At 64.9% G+C, this 17,651-nt stretch carries 11 protein-coding genes; 5 read left to right on the top strand and 6 right to left on the bottom strand.

The annotated features are described in order from the left end of the window. From AAGA11_15890 to AAGA11_15865, 6 genes are all read right to left on the bottom strand, one after another. Positions 1 to 286 (bottom strand): SMI1/KNR4 family protein (locus tag AAGA11_15890; protein MEM9604349.1); only part of this gene is annotated, 286 nt, incomplete at its 3' end. A gap of 115 nt (positions 287 to 401) precedes the next feature. Further along, on the bottom strand, positions 402 to 722 hold the full coding sequence (locus tag AAGA11_15885) for an Imm8 family immunity protein (GenBank protein ID MEM9604348.1): 321 nt from the start codon (positions 720 to 722) through the stop codon (positions 402 to 404). 277 nt (positions 723 to 999) lie between these two features. Then, a complete protein-coding gene (gene lpdA / locus AAGA11_15880; protein MEM9604347.1) occupies positions 1,000 to 2,388 on the bottom strand; it encodes a dihydrolipoyl dehydrogenase in 1,389 nt (462 codons plus the stop codon). 20 nt (positions 2,389 to 2,408) lie between these two features. Continuing rightward, positions 2,409 to 3,665 (bottom strand): dihydrolipoamide acetyltransferase family protein, encoded by a 1,257-nt coding sequence (locus AAGA11_15875; protein ID MEM9604346.1) that lies wholly within the window; start codon positions 3,663 to 3,665, stop codon positions 2,409 to 2,411. Positions 3,666 to 3,678: 13 nt separating this feature from the next. Continuing rightward, complete coding sequence (locus AAGA11_15870) at positions 3,679 to 4,656, bottom strand: alpha-ketoacid dehydrogenase subunit beta (GenBank protein ID MEM9604345.1); 978 nt, start codon at positions 4,654 to 4,656, stop codon at positions 3,679 to 3,681. A 2-nt stretch (positions 4,657 to 4,658) separates the two neighbouring features. Next, positions 4,659 to 5,747, bottom strand: a complete 1,089-nt coding sequence (locus tag AAGA11_15865) for a thiamine pyrophosphate-dependent dehydrogenase E1 component subunit alpha (GenBank protein MEM9604344.1) — start codon at positions 5,745 to 5,747, stop codon at positions 4,659 to 4,661. A 496-nt stretch (positions 5,748 to 6,243) separates the two neighbouring features. On the opposite strand from AAGA11_15865, the gene AAGA11_15860 reads away from it, so the two are divergent. The 5 genes from AAGA11_15860 to AAGA11_15840 all read left to right on the top strand — a co-directional run bounded on the left by AAGA11_15860 (position 6,244) and on the right by AAGA11_15840 (position 17,597). Then, on the top strand, positions 6,244 to 11,730 hold the full coding sequence (locus tag AAGA11_15860) for a glutamate synthase-related protein (protein ID MEM9604343.1): 5,487 nt from the start codon (positions 6,244 to 6,246) through the stop codon (positions 11,728 to 11,730). Continuing rightward, positions 11,727 to 13,502, top strand: coding sequence for a sulfite reductase subunit alpha (locus tag AAGA11_15855; protein ID MEM9604342.1), 1,776 nt, complete (start codon positions 11,727 to 11,729; stop codon positions 13,500 to 13,502). Before AAGA11_15860 ends, AAGA11_15855 begins: the two co-directional genes overlap by 4 nt. Before the next feature lie 5 nt (positions 13,503 to 13,507). Further along, positions 13,508 to 14,491: a hypothetical protein gene (locus AAGA11_15850; GenBank protein MEM9604341.1), complete on the top strand. Its 984-nt coding sequence runs from the start codon at positions 13,508 to 13,510 to the stop codon at positions 14,489 to 14,491. Positions 14,492 to 14,610: 119 nt separating this feature from the next. Beyond that, positions 14,611 to 15,759 (top strand): alpha-hydroxy acid oxidase, encoded by a 1,149-nt coding sequence (locus AAGA11_15845; GenBank protein ID MEM9604340.1) that lies wholly within the window; start codon positions 14,611 to 14,613, stop codon positions 15,757 to 15,759. A gap of 170 nt (positions 15,760 to 15,929) precedes the next feature. Continuing rightward, positions 15,930 to 17,597 (top strand): tetratricopeptide repeat protein, encoded by a 1,668-nt coding sequence (locus AAGA11_15840; protein MEM9604339.1) that lies wholly within the window; start codon positions 15,930 to 15,932, stop codon positions 17,595 to 17,597. The last annotated feature ends 54 nt before the right edge of the window (positions 17,598 to 17,651 follow it).

The following is a 17,651-nucleotide window of genomic DNA, read 5'->3' as shown; positions in this document are numbered from 1 at the left end:
CATTAAAGGAGCATGCCACGACCCCTCTCGCGCCTTCTGAGCCTAGGAAAACAATTGGTTGCTCTAAGACGTCTTCACTGTCCCTAACAAGCCAAAATGCAGCGTATCCACCTGTCCCATCCTCGCCAAATATTCGAAACTCCTCTCCGGTGACTGCATCATTTCCAGTCCAAGCCCGAAACCAATCTTTCGTATCTTCCACATTAAGAAACTGCTGGTAAGGCTCGAAATCGATTCCTTCACCATCTGCGTAATCGAATTCTATTTGATGTAGCGACTCTAGCACGGTAGGTAGATTCGTTGTCCAATTTTCTGACATATTTGAGCTAAGTGTTGCCGCCTAACGCCCTTAACAGTGGCTGGCGGCACGTCAGTCCAACTGACTAAACTTGTTAACTGCCCTATGTATAGTAGTTGTCAAATTCCCAGTTCAACTCTCTACGTAGTTTTTTTACAACTTCCTCCCAATTCTCGCCTGAACAGTGCATCATCAACAGATTAAGAGACCTTTCAACATTCTGCCAAGAAAACACAGGCATAATCAAATATCCATGCCCCCAAATTGGACCTTGATTCGCTGAAATCGAAGAGGGAGTGATAGCTGTAAGGGAAAATATATCTGAACTTTTCTGGCCTTTCGGACCGATTTCGACTTCAATAAAAATCTGGAAATTTTTAGGATCTTTGGGCACCGTTCCATTGTCAAGGTCTGGACTAATCATGTTCTTGACTTCTGGAAACATCGATACCCTCCTCATACAGTTAACAGCTGTAATAACCAGCGCACTGGTTATTACTTATTACTCGGACATCCAATAAGCAAACTGGCTTGGTCTTCGACATCACGGTCTACACCGCTGTTTTTTCACGCTTTTTACGCGACGTGTCTGAGTATGAATTTCAATCTTACCCAGTCTGCCGCAAACTCACCATGGGTGACCAAAGCGAGTGAGTGTGGGGCGACTGCGTGGGCAGCACACCTTGGCGGGGTGTGTCGCGTTAGCGGCCCGCGAGGCCGGCGACGTCCATGGTGAGTTCGCTGAGCGTAGGGTGCGGGTGGACAGTGAGGGCGAGGTCCTCGACGCTCGCGCCGAGCTCGATTGCGACGCAGAGTTCGGCAATCAACTCGGAGGCGTGCGGGCCGACGACCGTGGCGCCGAGCAGCGTGCCGTCGTCGCGGGCACGGGTGAGCTCGACGTAGCCGTCGGTTTCACCGAGAGTGGCCGCCCTGCCCGAAGCGCGCAACGGCAGCTTGTGCGACGAGGCGTCGATGCCGTCCGCCTTTGCCTGGTCCGCGTCCAGACCGACGTGGGCGATTTCCGGGTCGGTGAACACAATCAGCGGCATGGCCTCGGGCTCAAAGGCCGTGGTGTCACCACAGAGCGCGTCGACGGCAACGATCGCCTCGGCGCTCGCCTTGTGCGCGAGTGCCGGTCCCGGCGTGATGTCGCCGATCGCCGCGATGTGCGGTGTGAGACGCCGGTCGATGTCCACTTCGAGCAACCCCTTGGCGTTTGTGCCCAGACCGGCCGCCTCGAGTTCGAGGTCGTCGGTGTTGGGCGTGCGACCAACGGCCATCAAGACGTATTCGGCGTCGAGGGCGTGCGTGTCGCCCGCGGCGTCGGCGATCGTCAGGGCCCCACCGTCGTAGGCGGTGGCGCGACAGCCGAAGTGAAAGCGCACGCCCAGCGACGCCATGCGCCGCTGCAGCGGCACAGCGGGCCCGGCCGGCAAGGTCGGCAGGACGCGGTCGAGCGCTTCGACCACGCTGACAGCGGTACCGAGCTTGGCAAAAGCACAGCCGAGCTCGAGTCCGATGTAGCCACCGCCCACAACCGCGAGCGTTGATGGCACCGTGTCAAGCTGCAAGGCGCCGTGTGCGTCCAGCACGCGTTCGCCAAACGCAAAGCCCGGCACGGCAACGGGGCGCGAGCCGGTTGCGACGATGCAGTCCTTGAACTGCAGAAAACGGGCGGCGCCGTCCTCGGCCGAGAGCACCAGCGTTTTGCTGTCCATGAACCGCGCCGTGCCGGTCAGCGTGCTGACCCCGGCGTGTGTCAACTTGCCACGCACACCGCCCGCCAAGCCGTCGATGACGCCGCCCTTGAAGCGGTGGAATTGCGCGAGGTCGAAGTGGGCCGAGTCGACCGAGACGCCCATGTCCTTGCTGTGCTGGCTACGGTGGAAGACGCCCGCGGCTTCGATCAGGGTCTTGCTCGGGATGCAGCCCGCGTGCAGACACACACCACCGACCGCCGCATCACCGCCGCGGTCGATCAAGGTGACGTCCCGGCCCCGCGAGGCGGCGTGCAGCGCCGCCGTGTAACCGCCCGGCCCCGCGCCGATGACGACGAGGTCGACCGCTTCGGGTGCATTGCCTACAACCATGGTGTCCTCACTGCGTCGGGCTAGAGGTGGCTCAGCATCCGCACAGGGTGCGACAGCAATCGGCTCAAGGTGCGCACGAATCCGCCGAGGTGTTCGCCGTCGTTGAGCCGGTGGTCGGTCGACATGGCGATCGGCAGGATGGGCCGCACCACCGGCTGCCCCTGCTCGGGCACGACCTTGTCGTGGATGCGGCCGAAGCCCGCGATGGCGACCTCGGGCGGTCGGATGATTGGTGTGCCGAGCGTGCCACCGTAGCTGCCGAAGTTCGAGATGGTGAAGGTGCCACCGCGAATCTGCTCGACACCGACACGGCGCTCGCGGGCAAGCGACGCGAGCGACGCGATCTCCTCGCCGATCTCGATAAGGGATTTTTGCTCCGCGTGGTGTACCACGGTGACGATCAGGCCCTCCGGCGTCGCGGTCGCGATGCCGATGTTGCACTGCGGGTGGTAGGTGACCGTTTCGTCGGCCAGGTTGAGTGACGCGTTGAAGCGCGGGTGCGCCTGTAGGGCGATCACACAAGCCTTGACGAAAAACGGCAGGAAGCTCAGCTTCTGCCCGCGCTCGGCGAGCTCGGCGTTGATCGCCTGCCGTGCTTCGATCAACCCGGAGGCATCCACCTCTTCGAAGGTGAAGATGTGCGGAATCTCGCGCCAGGCGGTTTGCATGTTGGCCGCGATCTGCTTGCGCAGTCCTGTCAGCGGTTGGGTACCGCTGAACGCGGGGTCGACCGCCGGGGGCGGCACGGTTTGGCGCGGCGCCACCGCCAGCGCGCTCGACACCGTGCCTGTGTCGACGACAGGGGCCGCACCGCCGCCACTCAAAAAAGCCTCGACATCCGCGCGCGTGATTTGCCCGCGCGTACCGCTGCCGCTCAGTTGACTGAGGTCCACGCCCTGGTTGCGCGCGAACTTGCGCGTGGCGGGGCTTGCCAGTGCGCGACCACTGCGAGCGGGTCGAGCGCTCTCGGTTACGGCCACGTCGACCGCGCTCGTCGCCGCCGCTGCGGGTGCCACTGAGCCGCCTGCCGCCGGCGCGTCGCTTTCAAACACAGCCAGCACCGCGCCAACGGGCAACGTGTCGCCGGGCGCGCCGCCCTGCCGCGTCAGCGTTCCGGTGACCGGAGCCGGAATTTCAACGACGGCCTTGTCGGTCTCGACCTCGACGATGATCTGATCGACGACCACCGCGTCGCCCTCGGCGACGAGCCATCGCACCACGGCACCGGATTCGAGGCCTTCACCGACGTCGGGTAACAGGAATTCGTGCGCTGCCATGCGGACGCCTCGCTCAGTCGACCAGCGTGTCGCGCACCGCGCGCGCGACCTGATCGGCATCGGGTATGTAGAACGCTTCGACACCCGGTGTCGGGTAGGGTGCGTCCGGAGCGGTCACGCGCGCGACCGGTGCCTCGAGCACGTAGAAGGCCTGCGCCTGCACCAACGCAATGATCTCGGCGCCAAAGCCCGACACGGCAGCTGCCTCGTGCACCACCACACACCGGCCGGTTTTTTCCACCGCAGCGATCAGCGCGGCCTCGTCGAGCGGCACGATCGTGCGGAGGTCGACAATGTGCGGGTCGATGCCTTCGGCCACCAGCTGTTCGGCCGCCTCTTCGACCACCGGCACGCACGCGCTCCAGGTGACGATGGTGACATCCGTGCCCTCGCGCACGGTGCGCAACTCGCCGAAGGGCACGGTGTGCTCGCCGTCCGGCACCTCGTCGGCAATCAGTCGGTAGCCGCGCAACGGCTCGAGAAACAACACCGGGTCCGGGTCGCGGATGGCGGTGGTGAGGAGGCCTTTCGCGTCGGCTGCGGTCGAGGGCATGACGATCTTGAGCCCCGTGGTGTGCGCGTACATCGGCTCCATTGAATCGCTGTGCAGCTCGGGCGTCTTGACGTTGCCCCCAAAGGGCGCACGGATGGTGATCGGCGCCGTGTGTGAGCCGCGCGTGCGAAACCGCGTGCGGCCGATCTGCTGGCAGATCTGGTGAAACGCGTTTTGCGAGAAGGCGAGAAACTGCATCTCGATGACCGGGATCAGACCGGAGAGCGCCATGCCCAGGGCGGACCCGGCAATCACACTCTCGGCCAGCGGGGTGTCGATCACGCGCTGCGAGCTGAAGCGTTGTTGCAAGCCGTCGGTGGCGCGGAACACGCCGCCGAGGTGACCGACGTCCTCGCCCATCAGGATCACGCGTTCGTCGCGCGCCATCTCGTCGCGCAAGGTTTCGCGGATCGCCTCGACCATGGTCATGCGGGCCATTGTCAGCGCTCCTCGAGGTGGGCACGCCGCTGGCGCACCAGCGACGGGGTGGGTTCGGCGAAAACGTGCTCGTACAGGCTCTCCGGGCCTGCCGGCGGCTCGGCCGCGGCGGCGTCAAACCCCGCCTGGACCTCCGCCGCGATCTCGGAGTCCCACGCAGCGGCCAGCTCGGCGTCCCAACGGCCACGGCCCGTGAGGTACTGCTGGACGCGTTCGATCGGGTCCCGTGCGGCCCACACCGCTTGCACATCATCGTCGACGTAACGGGTCGGGTCATCGGCCGTCGTGTGCGCCCACATGCGGTAGGTGTGGCATTCGATCAGCGTCGGGCCGTCGCCATTGCGCGCGCGCTCGACCGCGTCGCACATGACACGGTAGACCGCGAACAGGTCGTTGCCGTCGACCGAGACACCCGGGAAGCCGTAGCCCGGCGCGCGCGCTGCGAGGTCGATCGCCGCGCTCTGGATGTCGCGCGGCGTCGAAATCGCCCACTGGTTGTTCTGCAACAGGAAAATCGCCGGCGCCTTCGTCACACCGGCGAGGTTGCAGCTCTCGTGGAAATCCCCCTCGGAGGACGACCCGTCGCCGAAGTAGGCCACGGCCACACCGGACGTGCCCTGCAGCCGCATCCCCCAGGCGAGCCCGACAGCATGCGGGATCTGCGCCGCGAGCGAGATGTTGAACTGCATGACGTTGACGCCGGGCGGCACCACACCACCGGCAGGGTGGCCCTGGCGGTAGAGGATGATGTTCTTGAGTGGCATGCCCTGGCGGATCGCCGCGGGCATCTCGCGGTACTGCGGCGTGATCCAGTCGGTCTCGGGGTTCAAGGCCATCGCCGAGCCGACGATCGACGCCTCCTGCCCGTGCATCGGTGCGAACGTGCCCATTTTGCCCTGGCGCTGCAAGCTGAAGCACTTGGTGTCGAAGGCACGGCCCAACATCATCAGGCGCAGTGCCTCGAGCGCCTGGTCATCGGTCATTGGCGCGGTCGCCCCGGCCACCAGGGCGCCGTCGACCTCGAGCAGCCTGTGCGGTTCGACTGGCTGCGCCGTCGGCACAAACTGAGGGGGCAAATCGTCGCGGCTCATGACCGGCCAGTCTCCGAGTTCGGCGGTCGCCCGATGGTACCTACCGTGGCGGCTGAATGCACTCGCTCTGCCACCGCGGCAAGCCCCCGGGCGAACTCGGCCATGCCGATCACGGGGCGCGCGACTGCGGGTTGATGCGGTGCACGAATGTGCCCGGTCAACCCCGCGGGTCAGGGTTAACACTGTGCATGCGATCACCACGTTGACGGTGCCGTGACCGGCTCCTGCGGGTCCGACGTTCCGGTTCAGTGAGCGCGCGGTCCATCACACACGCGCCGGTGCCAACGCGACCGCAGCCCGCACCCCCGTCTCGTGACCGCCGGGCACATGACCTGCACAATGGTGCCGGATAAGCCGCATTCCGGTAGCAAATTGTCTGGAATCACCGCCCAATTCGGTTCATGCAATAACCAAGAATGATTCTCATTCACGTTTTGTGTATGTTGTTCGGTCGACCACAGAAGACGGGCGCACGGCCACCCGACAGCAGACACCCTTGAGTCCCACAGCGAACCCACAACCGACCCTGTTCGATCCGGCTTTCGGCCACAGCGCGTGTGGCGTTGGTTTCATCACGCGCAAGGACAGCGAACAACACCACGACGTGTTGCGCAAAGCGCACGAGGCGTTGTGCGCCGTGCCGCACCGCGGCGGCATGTCATCGACCGGCGTCGGTGACGGCGCGGGTGTGTGCGTCGACCTGTCGTCGGCGTTTTTCTCCAAGCTGACGCAGCGCACGCTGCGCGTGGGCAGCTTCGGCGTGGGCAACTTCTTCTTGCCGGCCAACCCGAAAAAGCGGGCGTACGCCACAGACCTCATCGAATCACTGCTCGGCAAACACGACCTCCAGGTGCTGACGCGTCGCGACGTGCCGGTCGACAACGCCGCAATCGAGCCCAGAGGCGTGGACTTGCAACTGCCGATTGTGCAGTGGGTGTTTCACCTGCCGGGGGGTCTTGCACAGGACCGCGTCGAACCGCTGTTGCATGCGGTGCTGTTGGAGATCGAGGCCACCGCCTACGTGGACGAATCGCTGATCGGGTTCTACCCGCTCTCGTTCTCCGCTTCGACACAAGTGCTCAAAGGTCGCCTGAATTCGTGGGAAGTGATCCCGTATTTCGCCGACCTCAGCAACCCGGATCACGCCGTGCACACGGTGTTTTTCCACACGCGCTTTTCCACCAACACCGACCCACACCCGTCGATGGCGCAACCGTTTCGCCTGATGGCGCACAACGGCGAATTGAACACCGACAAGAAGAACCGCCTGTCGGATGCTGCGGTGGCCAAAGCGCGCGACCGCAAGATCTTCAGACCCAAAGGCCAGTCGGACAGCTGCCGCTTCGACCAGACGCTCAACAGTCGGGTGCACGGTGACGGCATGGACATCGTCACGGCGGTGGTATCGATGATGCCACCGGCGTGGGAAAACGACCGCAGCGTGCCAGACAAGGTGCGCAACATGCTCGCCTACTTCTCACTGTACGAGGAAAAGAACGACGGCCCGGCTGCGCTCATTTTCGGCAACGGGACGATTGTTGGCGCACGGCTCGATCGGCTCGGCTTGCGGCCCTTGCGCAGCGTCGAGACCGACACCTACCTCGTCGTCACGTCCGAGGCAGGTCAGATCAGCTTCCCGCCCGAGTCGGTCATCCGACGCGGTCGCATCGAAGCCGGCGGGATGCTCTACTACGACCACGCCCACAAACGCGTCTACGACAGTCGCGCCGGTCTCGCGCGTTTGGCCAACGAGCGAGACTACGATGCCCTGCTCGCTGCGGCGCAGGTGCACCTGGACGACGTCAGTGTCGCGGGAGACACGACGCCCGAACCACCGACCGAATCGGACCTCAGCGACGCGGGCCGTTTCGTCGGTTTTTGCCACAACCAGGAAACGTTCCGGTTCCTGATGGACCCGATGCTCGAGACCGGCGCGGAGAAAGTGTCGGCAATGGGCTATGGCAACGCAATCAACGCGCTGAACGACACCGAGGGCGGCATGGCGAAGTACTTCAGCCAGCGGTTTGCCCAGGTGACCAACCCGCCGCTCGACTCGATCCGTGAGGCCGATGGCATGACCATGCGGGTCGCACTGGGCGCGAAACCGCACGGTGACGGGGTTGCGCAAAAACAGATCGTCATCGACTCGCCGGTGCTGAGCCTGGCGCAACTGTCGCGCCTCAAGACGCAATCGGACACGCCCTGCACCACAGCCGACATGCTGTTCGCGCCGGTGGAAAACGACGCGCACGCCAACGAGACCGCGTTGGTCGAGGCCATCGACACGCTCGCCGCGGAGGTGGTCGCACTCGCGCGTGAGCAGGGCGGTATCGTCGTGCTCTCCGACTCCGGCCTGCAACGCACGCGCGCCGCCATTCCACTCGCACTTGCCGTCTCCGCCGTTAACCAGGCGCTGATCGAAGAAGGGCTTCGGTTCCGTGTCTCACTGGTGGTTGAGAGCGGTCAGATCGCGTCCTCGCACCACATCGCCGTCGCGCTTGGCTTCGGTGCCAGCGCGGTCTATGCCTCGAGCGTGCACGCACGCGCCAGTCTGAACCACGCGGGCGACACCAACGCCGCCTACGCGCGCTTTGCCAAAGCGGCAGAGAAAGCGTTGATGAAAACGCTGGGCAAGGTCGGTTTGTGCACGGTCGAGAGCTACTCAGGCGGTGAATTCTTCGAGCCCAACTTTCTCGACACCCACTCGCCGGTGTTGAAACGCTACTTCCCCAACATGACATCGCCGGTCGGCGGTGTGCAGTTCGCCCGCATCGCCCAGTCGACGCTCGATTGGCACCTGCGCGCCTGCGACGTCGACACACTCGATGACATACCGATGCTGGGCCTCTTCAAGGAGCGTGCGGAGGGCGCGGGCCATTCCTTTGGCACCCGTGCGGTGCGCGGCTTTGTCGACCTGACCGAGGAGCGCATCGGCATACAGGGTCCGTCGGCCGAGGCCGAGGACGCGATCGATCCGATGCGCTTGCTCACGCTGAATCAGATGCACGACGCCTTCGGGCTTGATGAATCCGGTTACGTCAACACCAGCTTCGAACGCCTGACCACCGAGCAGATCGACGGTTTCTCGATGACACCGGGCTACCGTGAGTTTGCCCGTGCGATGGCGCGCGAGCGCCACCGACGCCCGGCCGCCCTGCGCGATGTGCTCGCGTTTCCAGCCGACATCACACACCTGAATTCGGTCGAGGACATCAAGCGCGAGATGATGTTGTTCAACCGCGCGGGCAACCTCGATTTCGTCATTCGCGGACTCGCCATCGAGCCGCTTGAGGCCGGCCACTACCGCCTGATGCTGACTGGCAATCCGGCCCACCAACTGGCGCGTCTCGACGCGCTGGCGCAGTCACTGGTGGAACGCTTTGGTGACGACATTCGCGGCCACTGGCTCGCAGGCGGTGGCCTGGTGGTCGAGTGTGACGGCTCGGCCGAGGACTACATCTCGCGGTTGCGCGCCGGCACCGACCCGGTGCCGCTGGAGCAGGTGCAACCGGCTTCCGAGATCACCCCCCGACTCGCCTCGGGTGCGATGTCGCACGGCGCGCTCGTGGCGGCGGCCCACGAGGCTGTTGCGCACGGCACCAACATGGTCGGCGGCATGTCGAATTGCGGCGAGGGCGGCGAGCACATCTCCCGTTTCGGCACGATACGCTCGAGCCGCATCAAGCAGTTTGCCTCGGGCCGATTCGGCGTCTGGGCGGGCTACCTCGCCGACCCGAACCTCAGCGAGATCGAAATCAAGATTGGCCAGGGTGCGAAGCCCGGCGAGGGCGGCCAGTTGCCCGCGCCCAAGGTCACGGTGGAAATTGCCGCGGCGCGCGGCGGCACGCCCGGTGTCGAGCTGATCTCACCACCCCCGCACCACGACACCTACTCGATCGAAGACCTCGCCCAGCTCATACACGACGCCAAGGCCGCGCGCGTGCGGGTGATCGTCAAGCTCGTGAGCTCCGAGGGCATTGGCACCATCGCCGTTGGCGTCGCCAAGGCCGGTGCCGATGTGATCAATGTCGCCGGCAACACCGGGGGCACCGGCGCTGCGGCGGTCACCTCGCTGAAGTACACCGGGCGCGCCGCCGAACTCGGCATTGCCGAGGTGCATCAGGCACTCTGCGCCAACCGCATTCGTCAGAAAGTGCAACTCCGGTGCTCGGGTGCCATCCAGACGGGCTCGGACGTTGTCAAGGCCTGTCTGCTCGGCGGTGACTCCTTTGAGTTCGGCACCAGTGCCCTGATGATGCTGAAGTGCGTCATGGCCAAGAACTGCAACATCAAATGCCCGGCCGGACTGACCACCAACCCCGAGGCCTTCGACGGCGACCCGCGCGCGCTTGCACAGTACCTGCTGAACATCGCGCACGACGTCCGGCGCATTCTGGCCTCGCTCGGACTGCGCTCACTCGACGAGGCGCGTGGCCGGGCTGACCTGCTGCACCTGCTCGACCACCCGGCCTCGGTGGGTCAGATGGACTTGCGCCGTATGCTGGTGCATGTGCCGGAGACAGCGGTCGAAAACCCGACCTACCTGGAGCGCAACTACCGCGTCGACGACATGCTCATCGAGACGGCACGTCACGCGCTCTTCGACACCGCGTCCGACCACGTCGACCTCGGGCCTGTGACGCTCGACAACAGCGACAAGAGCGTCGGTGGTCAACTGTCGATCGACATCGAACGCCTGCTGAACTACACCGATCGCGACGTGCAGCACCCGGCGGTGCACACCGACGACCGCGGTCGGCGCAGCCTCGCCCCGGGCACACTGCACGTTCACACGCGCGAATCGGCCGGCCAGAGCTACGCCGCGTTCTGCAACGATGGCATCCGGATGCGACACGAAGGCACCTGCAACGACGGCGTCGGCAAGGGTGCATGCGGTGGCGAAATCAGTGTCGTTCCGGCAAAAAACAGCCGTGCGATGGCACCGGGTGAAAACGTGTTGATCGGCAACTTCGCCCTGTTTGGTGCCACGGGTGGTCGGCTGTTTGTCGCCGGTGAAGCGGGCGACCGTTTCGCCGTGCGCAATTCCGGGGCGACGGCGGTGGTCGAGGGCGTCGGCGATTTCTGCTGCGAGTACATGACCAACGGCACCGTGCTCAATCTCGGTGGCTATGCCAAGGGTTTTGGCAATGGCATGTCTGGCGGCTTCGCGTACCAGTACGACCCGAATCGGCAATTCGCCGAGTCGGTCAGCCACGATTCGGTGTTGACCGGCCGCCTGAGCGACGGCGACGCCATGGCCGACACGCACGCACAGGCGGTGCAGACGCTGTTGCGTTGGCACCACGAGGCCACCGGTTCGCCGCTGGCCGAACGGCTGTTGGCGGACTGGGACACCTGCAAGGCCGATGTCGTCTGGGTTATGCCGCGCGCGCTCCTGCAATACCAGGACGCAGGAGAAATCCTCGCGGCAAAGACGGCCAAGGCGCTGCTCGAAGAGTTGGCCGCCGCCCTGTCGGCTCACCAGATTGCGCGCCTGAAGCGGGCCTGGAAGGACCGCCTGCCCCTGCTCGATGGCCGCGCGCCGCTCGAGGAACTCGGCGACTCGGTCAGCATGTACCCGTTGTTGAACACCTGGACCGTGCTCGACATGGCGTTGGAGATTGCCCGCAAGCGCGTCGGCGCGGACAGCGAACCCACACTGCTGCAGCGCCACGTGCGCAACCTCGTCATGACCGAGGACTTCGGCTTGTGCCAACAGTTGCTCAAGCACGCCCGTGCCGCACTGGCGACCTACGATCAGACGCAACTCGCAGTGCTGATCGCGGACAAGCGTCTGCGCGATTTTACAACCGCGCTGCGCCAGCGCAGCGTACGTTCGGTTGACAGCCCGGCCACCTACGGTTGGATCCTGCACCAGCAACAGAGCAACCGCGCCAAGCTCGACCGCATACCCGATTTCGAAGAGTTGTTCGCCGGTCACGCTCTGCCGCAGCGCGTGCAACGGCTGGGGGCCGTCACGTGACGCCGGATCCCGCCACGACGAAGCTTCCCGATATCGCGCTGGATGCACCGATCAGCGACGAGCAGCGCATCTGGCTTGCGGGTTACCTCGCGGGCATGAAAGCCCAGATGGGCACCCTCGCGCAGGTTGCGCCGACCCAATCTGCTGGTGCCACGCTCGACATCGTGTTCGGTTCGCAGACCGGCAACGCCGAACAACTCGCCGAGAGCGCGGCCGAGCTCGCGTCACAGTCGGGCTTCAGCCCTGCGCTGCGGTGCCTGGACGACCTCGACATGGCGGCCCTGGCCTCGGTGCGGCGCTGCCTCGTGGTGGTGTCCACCTACGGCGAAGGGGAGATGCCCGACAACGCCGAACTGTTCTGGGAAAGCCTGTCGGCCACCACCGCGCCACGCCTCGAGCAGATGCACTACGCCGTGCTCGCGCTCGGCGACACCAGCTACGACGACTTCTGCGAAGCCGGCAAGCTCATCGACACGCGTTTCGAGCAGCTCGGCGCCACCCGCGTGGCAGCCCGAATCGATTGCGATGTCGACTTCGAAGACCCGGCCAACGACTGGCTCGAGGCCGTCTTGCCCAAGGTGCGCGACACCGTTGCGGACGACGAGCTCGCTGACACGGCGTCCGAGACACCCACCCCGACCGAGCGCAAGAAACCCACCTGGACGCGCAAGAACCCCTACACCGCACAGACTCTCGAGAACCACCTGCTCTCCGGCGCCGACTCAGCCAAGGAGATCAGGCACTTCAGCTTTTCACTCGGCGACAGCGGAATCGAGTATGACGCGGGCGACGCGCTCTGTGTGATGCCACGGAATTGCCCGGCACTGGTCGAGCTGCTGCTCCAACGCGTCAATGCGACAGGCGAGGAGGTCGTCGCTGGCTACGACCAGCCGCTCGCTCAGGTGCTCCAGCAGCAACTCGAAATCGTGACGCCGCCCAAAACGCTGCTGCAGTGGCTGCATGACCTCGGCGCGGACGACGAGTTGAGTCGTGTGGTCAGCAATGGCGACAAGGAGGCGCTGGAGACGTTCCTCTGGGGCAGAGACACGCTCGACCTGCTCAACCTGAACCCGGCGCTCTCGATCTCTGCCACAGACCTGGTGGCATGCCTGCGCCCCTTGCAACACCGGGCCTACTCGATCTCCTCGAGCCCCTTGGCCTTCCCGAACGAGATCCACCTGACTGTCGCGGCTGTGCGTTGGCGCAACACCGGACGGGAGCACCGCGGTGTCGCCTCGACCTGGCTCGCCGATCACCTGCAGAACGGCGACAGCGGTCGGATTTTTCTCTCGCCCAACAAGAGCTTCCGCCTGCCCGCCGACGGCGACCGTCCCGTCATCATGGTGGGGCCCGGCACGGGCATCGCGCCCTTCCGCGCCTTCCTGCAGGCCCGGCACGCCAGCGGTGCAGCGGGCAAGAACTGGCTTTTCTTTGGCGATCAGCACCGCGAGTGCGACTTCATCTACGAGGACGAGATCGGCGAGTTCTGCAGTAACGGTACGCTGACACGGCTCGACCTCGCCTTTTCGCGCGACCAGCAAGAGAAGATCTATGTGCAACAGCGGATGCGGGAAAACGGCAAAGCGCTGTACGCCTGGCTCGAAGAGGGCGCCCACTTCTACGTGTGCGGCGACGCCACGCGCATGGCGCGCGACGTCGACCAGGCCTTGCTCGACGTCGTCAGAACCCACGGCCGTCTGACCGAAGAGGACGCCGTGGCCTACATCAACCAACTTCGCCGCGACAAGCGGTACCTGCGGGATGTGTACTGACCACCATGCAACGTGACCACTGCCCTTGTGGGCGTGCGCAGTACGATGGCGCGCTCGAGATCCGGTGCCTGGCGGACTTGCATGCCTCGCGACCTGCAGGCCTGCGCTACCTTGACCCCGCCAGCGTCGCTGCCACGCTGAAATCCCTGAACCACTCGCGCACACTGGTCACGACTGTGCAGGGGGATTCCTTGAGCTGCGCGCGGCCACACCGTATTCGCTGGGGCACGGCTGCGCTCGATTCGCACCCGGCCACCGAGTGTCTCGCTCTGCAACTTGCCGACACTGCCCCTGCCACCGTCGCCTACACACCCACGAGTGGTCTGCACGACGATCTCGACGTCTTGCATTTCTTCGGTCACACCGGCGCGCTGCAGTTTCGTGTTGCGCTGAACGACCTGGCGCTGGGGCTGGCCCTGGATGCCCTGCCGGACAGCGTGCCGGCTTCACCCGACGGGCCGCTGTCAGCACACGACAACAACGTGCATTCACTGACCGCCACCCTCGCACTGAAGCGCCGCTGGCATACCGGTGGGGCCGCCTGGCATCTCGCACAGTTCCAGCAGGCCACCAGCGCAGATCGGCTGCGCGCCCTGCCCTTGCTGGGTGTCGAGCGCGCCCGCCCGGTGTCACCGCTGGTGATTCCCAGCTGGCTGGAACACATGCGGGAGATGGGCATGGCCTATTGGCGCCTGATGGTCGGGGACATGAGCACGCAGGCGGACGGGAGCGTCGTGACCGGGCTGGCAGTGCAGAGCTCACACGTACTGCTCCAGTCCAGACTTGGCCTGTCGGTACTGGACCTGAACAACATCGGCTCGTGCTGGGAAACGCGCTTCACCGACGGCGATCGAGACGTGACCTTCATCGAGTTGTACAGCGCGCAGGGGACGTGTCTCGCGGTGATGGCACCCTACCGGGAGCACGGCCTCCACTATTGGCGCAGCGTGACAAACAGCCTGCCCGGCCGGGTTTCAAGGACCGCGTAACACGGCCCGCGCCGTGCCCGTCGTGCACGCCGGGACGACACACTTCCTGCGCCATCGACGGTTTCAGCGATATACTGGCGGATTGCGCCGTACCCGACACACAGCTGGAGACACACCGCGTGCGCCTGAACGACTGTCACAATTTCAACGACTTCCGGAAACTGGCGAAGCGCCGACTGCCGGGGCCCATCTTCCACTACATCGACGGCGCCGCCGACGATGAGCGCACCTACAACCGCAACACCGCAGCGTTTGACGACTGCGACCTCGTGCCCAACGTGCTGGCCGGCGTCGATGACGTCGACATGTCGGTCGAGGTCATGGGCCAGAAGTTGGACATGCCGCTCTACTGCGCACCGACCGCCCTCCAGCGTCTGTTCCACCACGACGGCGAGCGCGCCGTCGGCAAGGCCGCGACCAAATTCGGCACCATGTTCGGGGTGTCATCGCTCGCAACCGTGACCGTCGAGGAAATCGAAAAGCTCGCGCCCGGTCCGAAGATGTTCCAGTTCTACTTCCACAAGGACCGCGGGCTGAACGACGCGTTGCTCGAGCGCGCTCGCGCGGCCAATTTCAACGTCATGGCGCTGACCGTCGACACCATCACCGGCGGCAACCGGGAACGCGATCTGCGCACAGGCTTCACCTCACCGCCGAAACTCACGGCGGCGAGCGCCCTGAGTTTCGCCACCCATCCGATGTGGGCGTGGAATTTCTTCACCAAGGAGAAGTTCGACATGCCACACCTCTCGGGCCACGTCTCGGCGGGCACCAACCTCGCGGTGTCGGTCGGCGAGTACTTCTCCACCATGCTCGACCAGTCGATGAACTGGGACGACGCCGAGAAACTCTGCGCGCAGTGGAACGGTCAGTTCGCGTTGAAAGGCATCATGAGCGTGGAAGACGCCAAGCGCGCCGCCGACATCGGCTGCACCGGCATCATGGTGTCCAACCACGGGGGCCGCCAACTCGACGGCTCTCGTGCGCCGTTCGACCAGCTCGCCGAAATCGTCGACGCGGTCGGCGACCGACTGGATGTGATCTGCGAGTCGGGTATCCAGCGCGGCACCCACGTCCTCAAGGCACTGTCCGTCGGTGCCAAGGCCTGCTCGGGCGGGCGGCTCTACCTCTACGCCCTCGCAGCGGCAGGCCAGGCCGGGGTCGAGCGCGCGCTCGGCAACCTGCGCACCGAGATCGAGCGTGACATGAAGCTCATGGGTGTGACCAAGATCGACCAACTGAACCGCGAGAACCTGCGCTGGCGCTGAGTGCGAGGCGCAGGTTGCTGGCCGGGCCTGAACGGCTGATGCGCCCGAGCACGAAACACACCCCAACACCGGGTCGAGACCGCTGGCCCGCGCCATCGGCCAGCGGGTAAGCTGCGTGCAGGCGCCCACGCCGCGGCGTCTCCTGCACGAGCGCAACGGGGTGGGTGGACATGGATTACTACAATCTTGGCGCGTATCGCCGACCGGTCTCAACGGCGAACCGCGACGCGCAGGCCTGGTTCGACCGCGGGCTGATCTGGACCTACGGCTATAACCACGAGAAAGCCGTCGCCTGCTTCGAAACGGCGCTCGCACACGACCCGACTTGCGCCATGGCCCACTGGGGCATCGCCTACGCCGCAGGGCCAAACTACAACTTCGAGTGGTGGAAGATGGACCCCACCACCAAGGCCGACGCGCTCGCTCGCGCTTACGACAGCACGAAGGCTGCACTCGCCCTCGTCGGTGCAGTCACGCCGGTGGAGCGCGCCCTGATCGAGGCCCTGCCTGCGCGTTACCCGCAGCGCGATCCGATCGACGACCAGCGGCCCTGGAACGACGACTTCGCGGCGGCGATGAAAACGGCCCACGCAGCACACCCGGACGACCTCGACCTCACGGCAATCTACGCGGAATCGATCCTCAACCAAACGCCCTGGCGCATGTGGGACATCCGGCACAACACGGTTGCAGATGGCGCTGACTCACTCGCCGCTCAAGCCGTGCTCGAACGCGCGCTCGAGACGCCGACCGGCCGAGACCACCCGGGCATCCTCCATCTCTATGTGCACCTGATGGAAATGTCGCCGACGCCGGAGAAAGCCCTGGGTGCCGGAGACCGGTTGCGCGAGCTCGTGCCCGACGCCGGGCACCTGATCCACATGCCGACCCACATCGACATTCAATGCGGCCACTACCACGACGCGCTGTTCTGGAACCTGAAAGGGATCGAGGCGGATCTCAAGTTCGCCAACCGCAACGGGCGGATCAACTTCTACACCAGCTACCGCATTCACGCCTACCACTTCGCGGTCTACAGCGCGATGTTCCTCGGCCAATACGCGCCGGCGATGACGGCGGCCGAGGACATGATGTCGGAGATCCCGGAACGGCTGCTGCGCAAGACGAGCCCCCCGATGGCCGACATGCTCGAGGGCTACTTCTCGATCAAGACCCACGTGCAGATCCGCTTTGGCCGCTGGCACGACATCGTGTCGGCCCCGCTGCGCGAGGACCAGGCGCTCTACTGCCACACGACGGCCTCGCAGCACTACGCCAAGGCCGTCGCCCACGCCGCGCTCGGCGATGTCCCGGCGGCCGAGTCGGCACGGCAGGACTTCCTCAAAGCGCGCGCACACGTGCCTGACAGTCGCCGCATCCACAACAACCGCTGCGTCGATCTGCTCGATATCGCTGCCGAGATGCTCGACGGCGAACTCGAATACAGAAAGGGCAACCACGACGTCGCGTTCACACACTTGCAAAAAGCCATTGCACTCGAGGATGGCCTCAACTACGACGAGCCCTGGGGCTGGATGCAACCCGTCCGGCATGCCCTCGGTGCGCTGGCACTCGAGCAGGACCGACTCGACCTCGCCGAGCAAGCCTACCGGGAAGACCTCGGGCTCGCAGGCGAGCTGCCTCGGGCCTGCATTCACCCCGACAACGTCTGGAGCCTCACCGGCCTCGACGCTTGCCTGCGCCAGCGCGGCGCCGGCGACACCGCGGAGGCAACCCTGATCCGACAGCAACGCGAGCTCGCCGCCGCCCGCACGGATCAACCGGTTGGCGCCTCGTGCTTTTGCGCGCAATCGGCGACAAAAGCCGAACATCCCTGAACGCAACCCGAACCCGGCTACAAATCCCGAACACTTCCCCAACAGTGTTAACAG

The organism is Pseudomonadota bacterium (assembly GCA_039196715.1).
Classification (GTDB): Bacteria; Pseudomonadota; Gammaproteobacteria; order CALCKW01; family CALCKW01; genus CALCKW01.
Note: the sequence above shows the minus strand (reverse complement) of the source record. Positions and strands in the feature narration are given on the sequence as shown.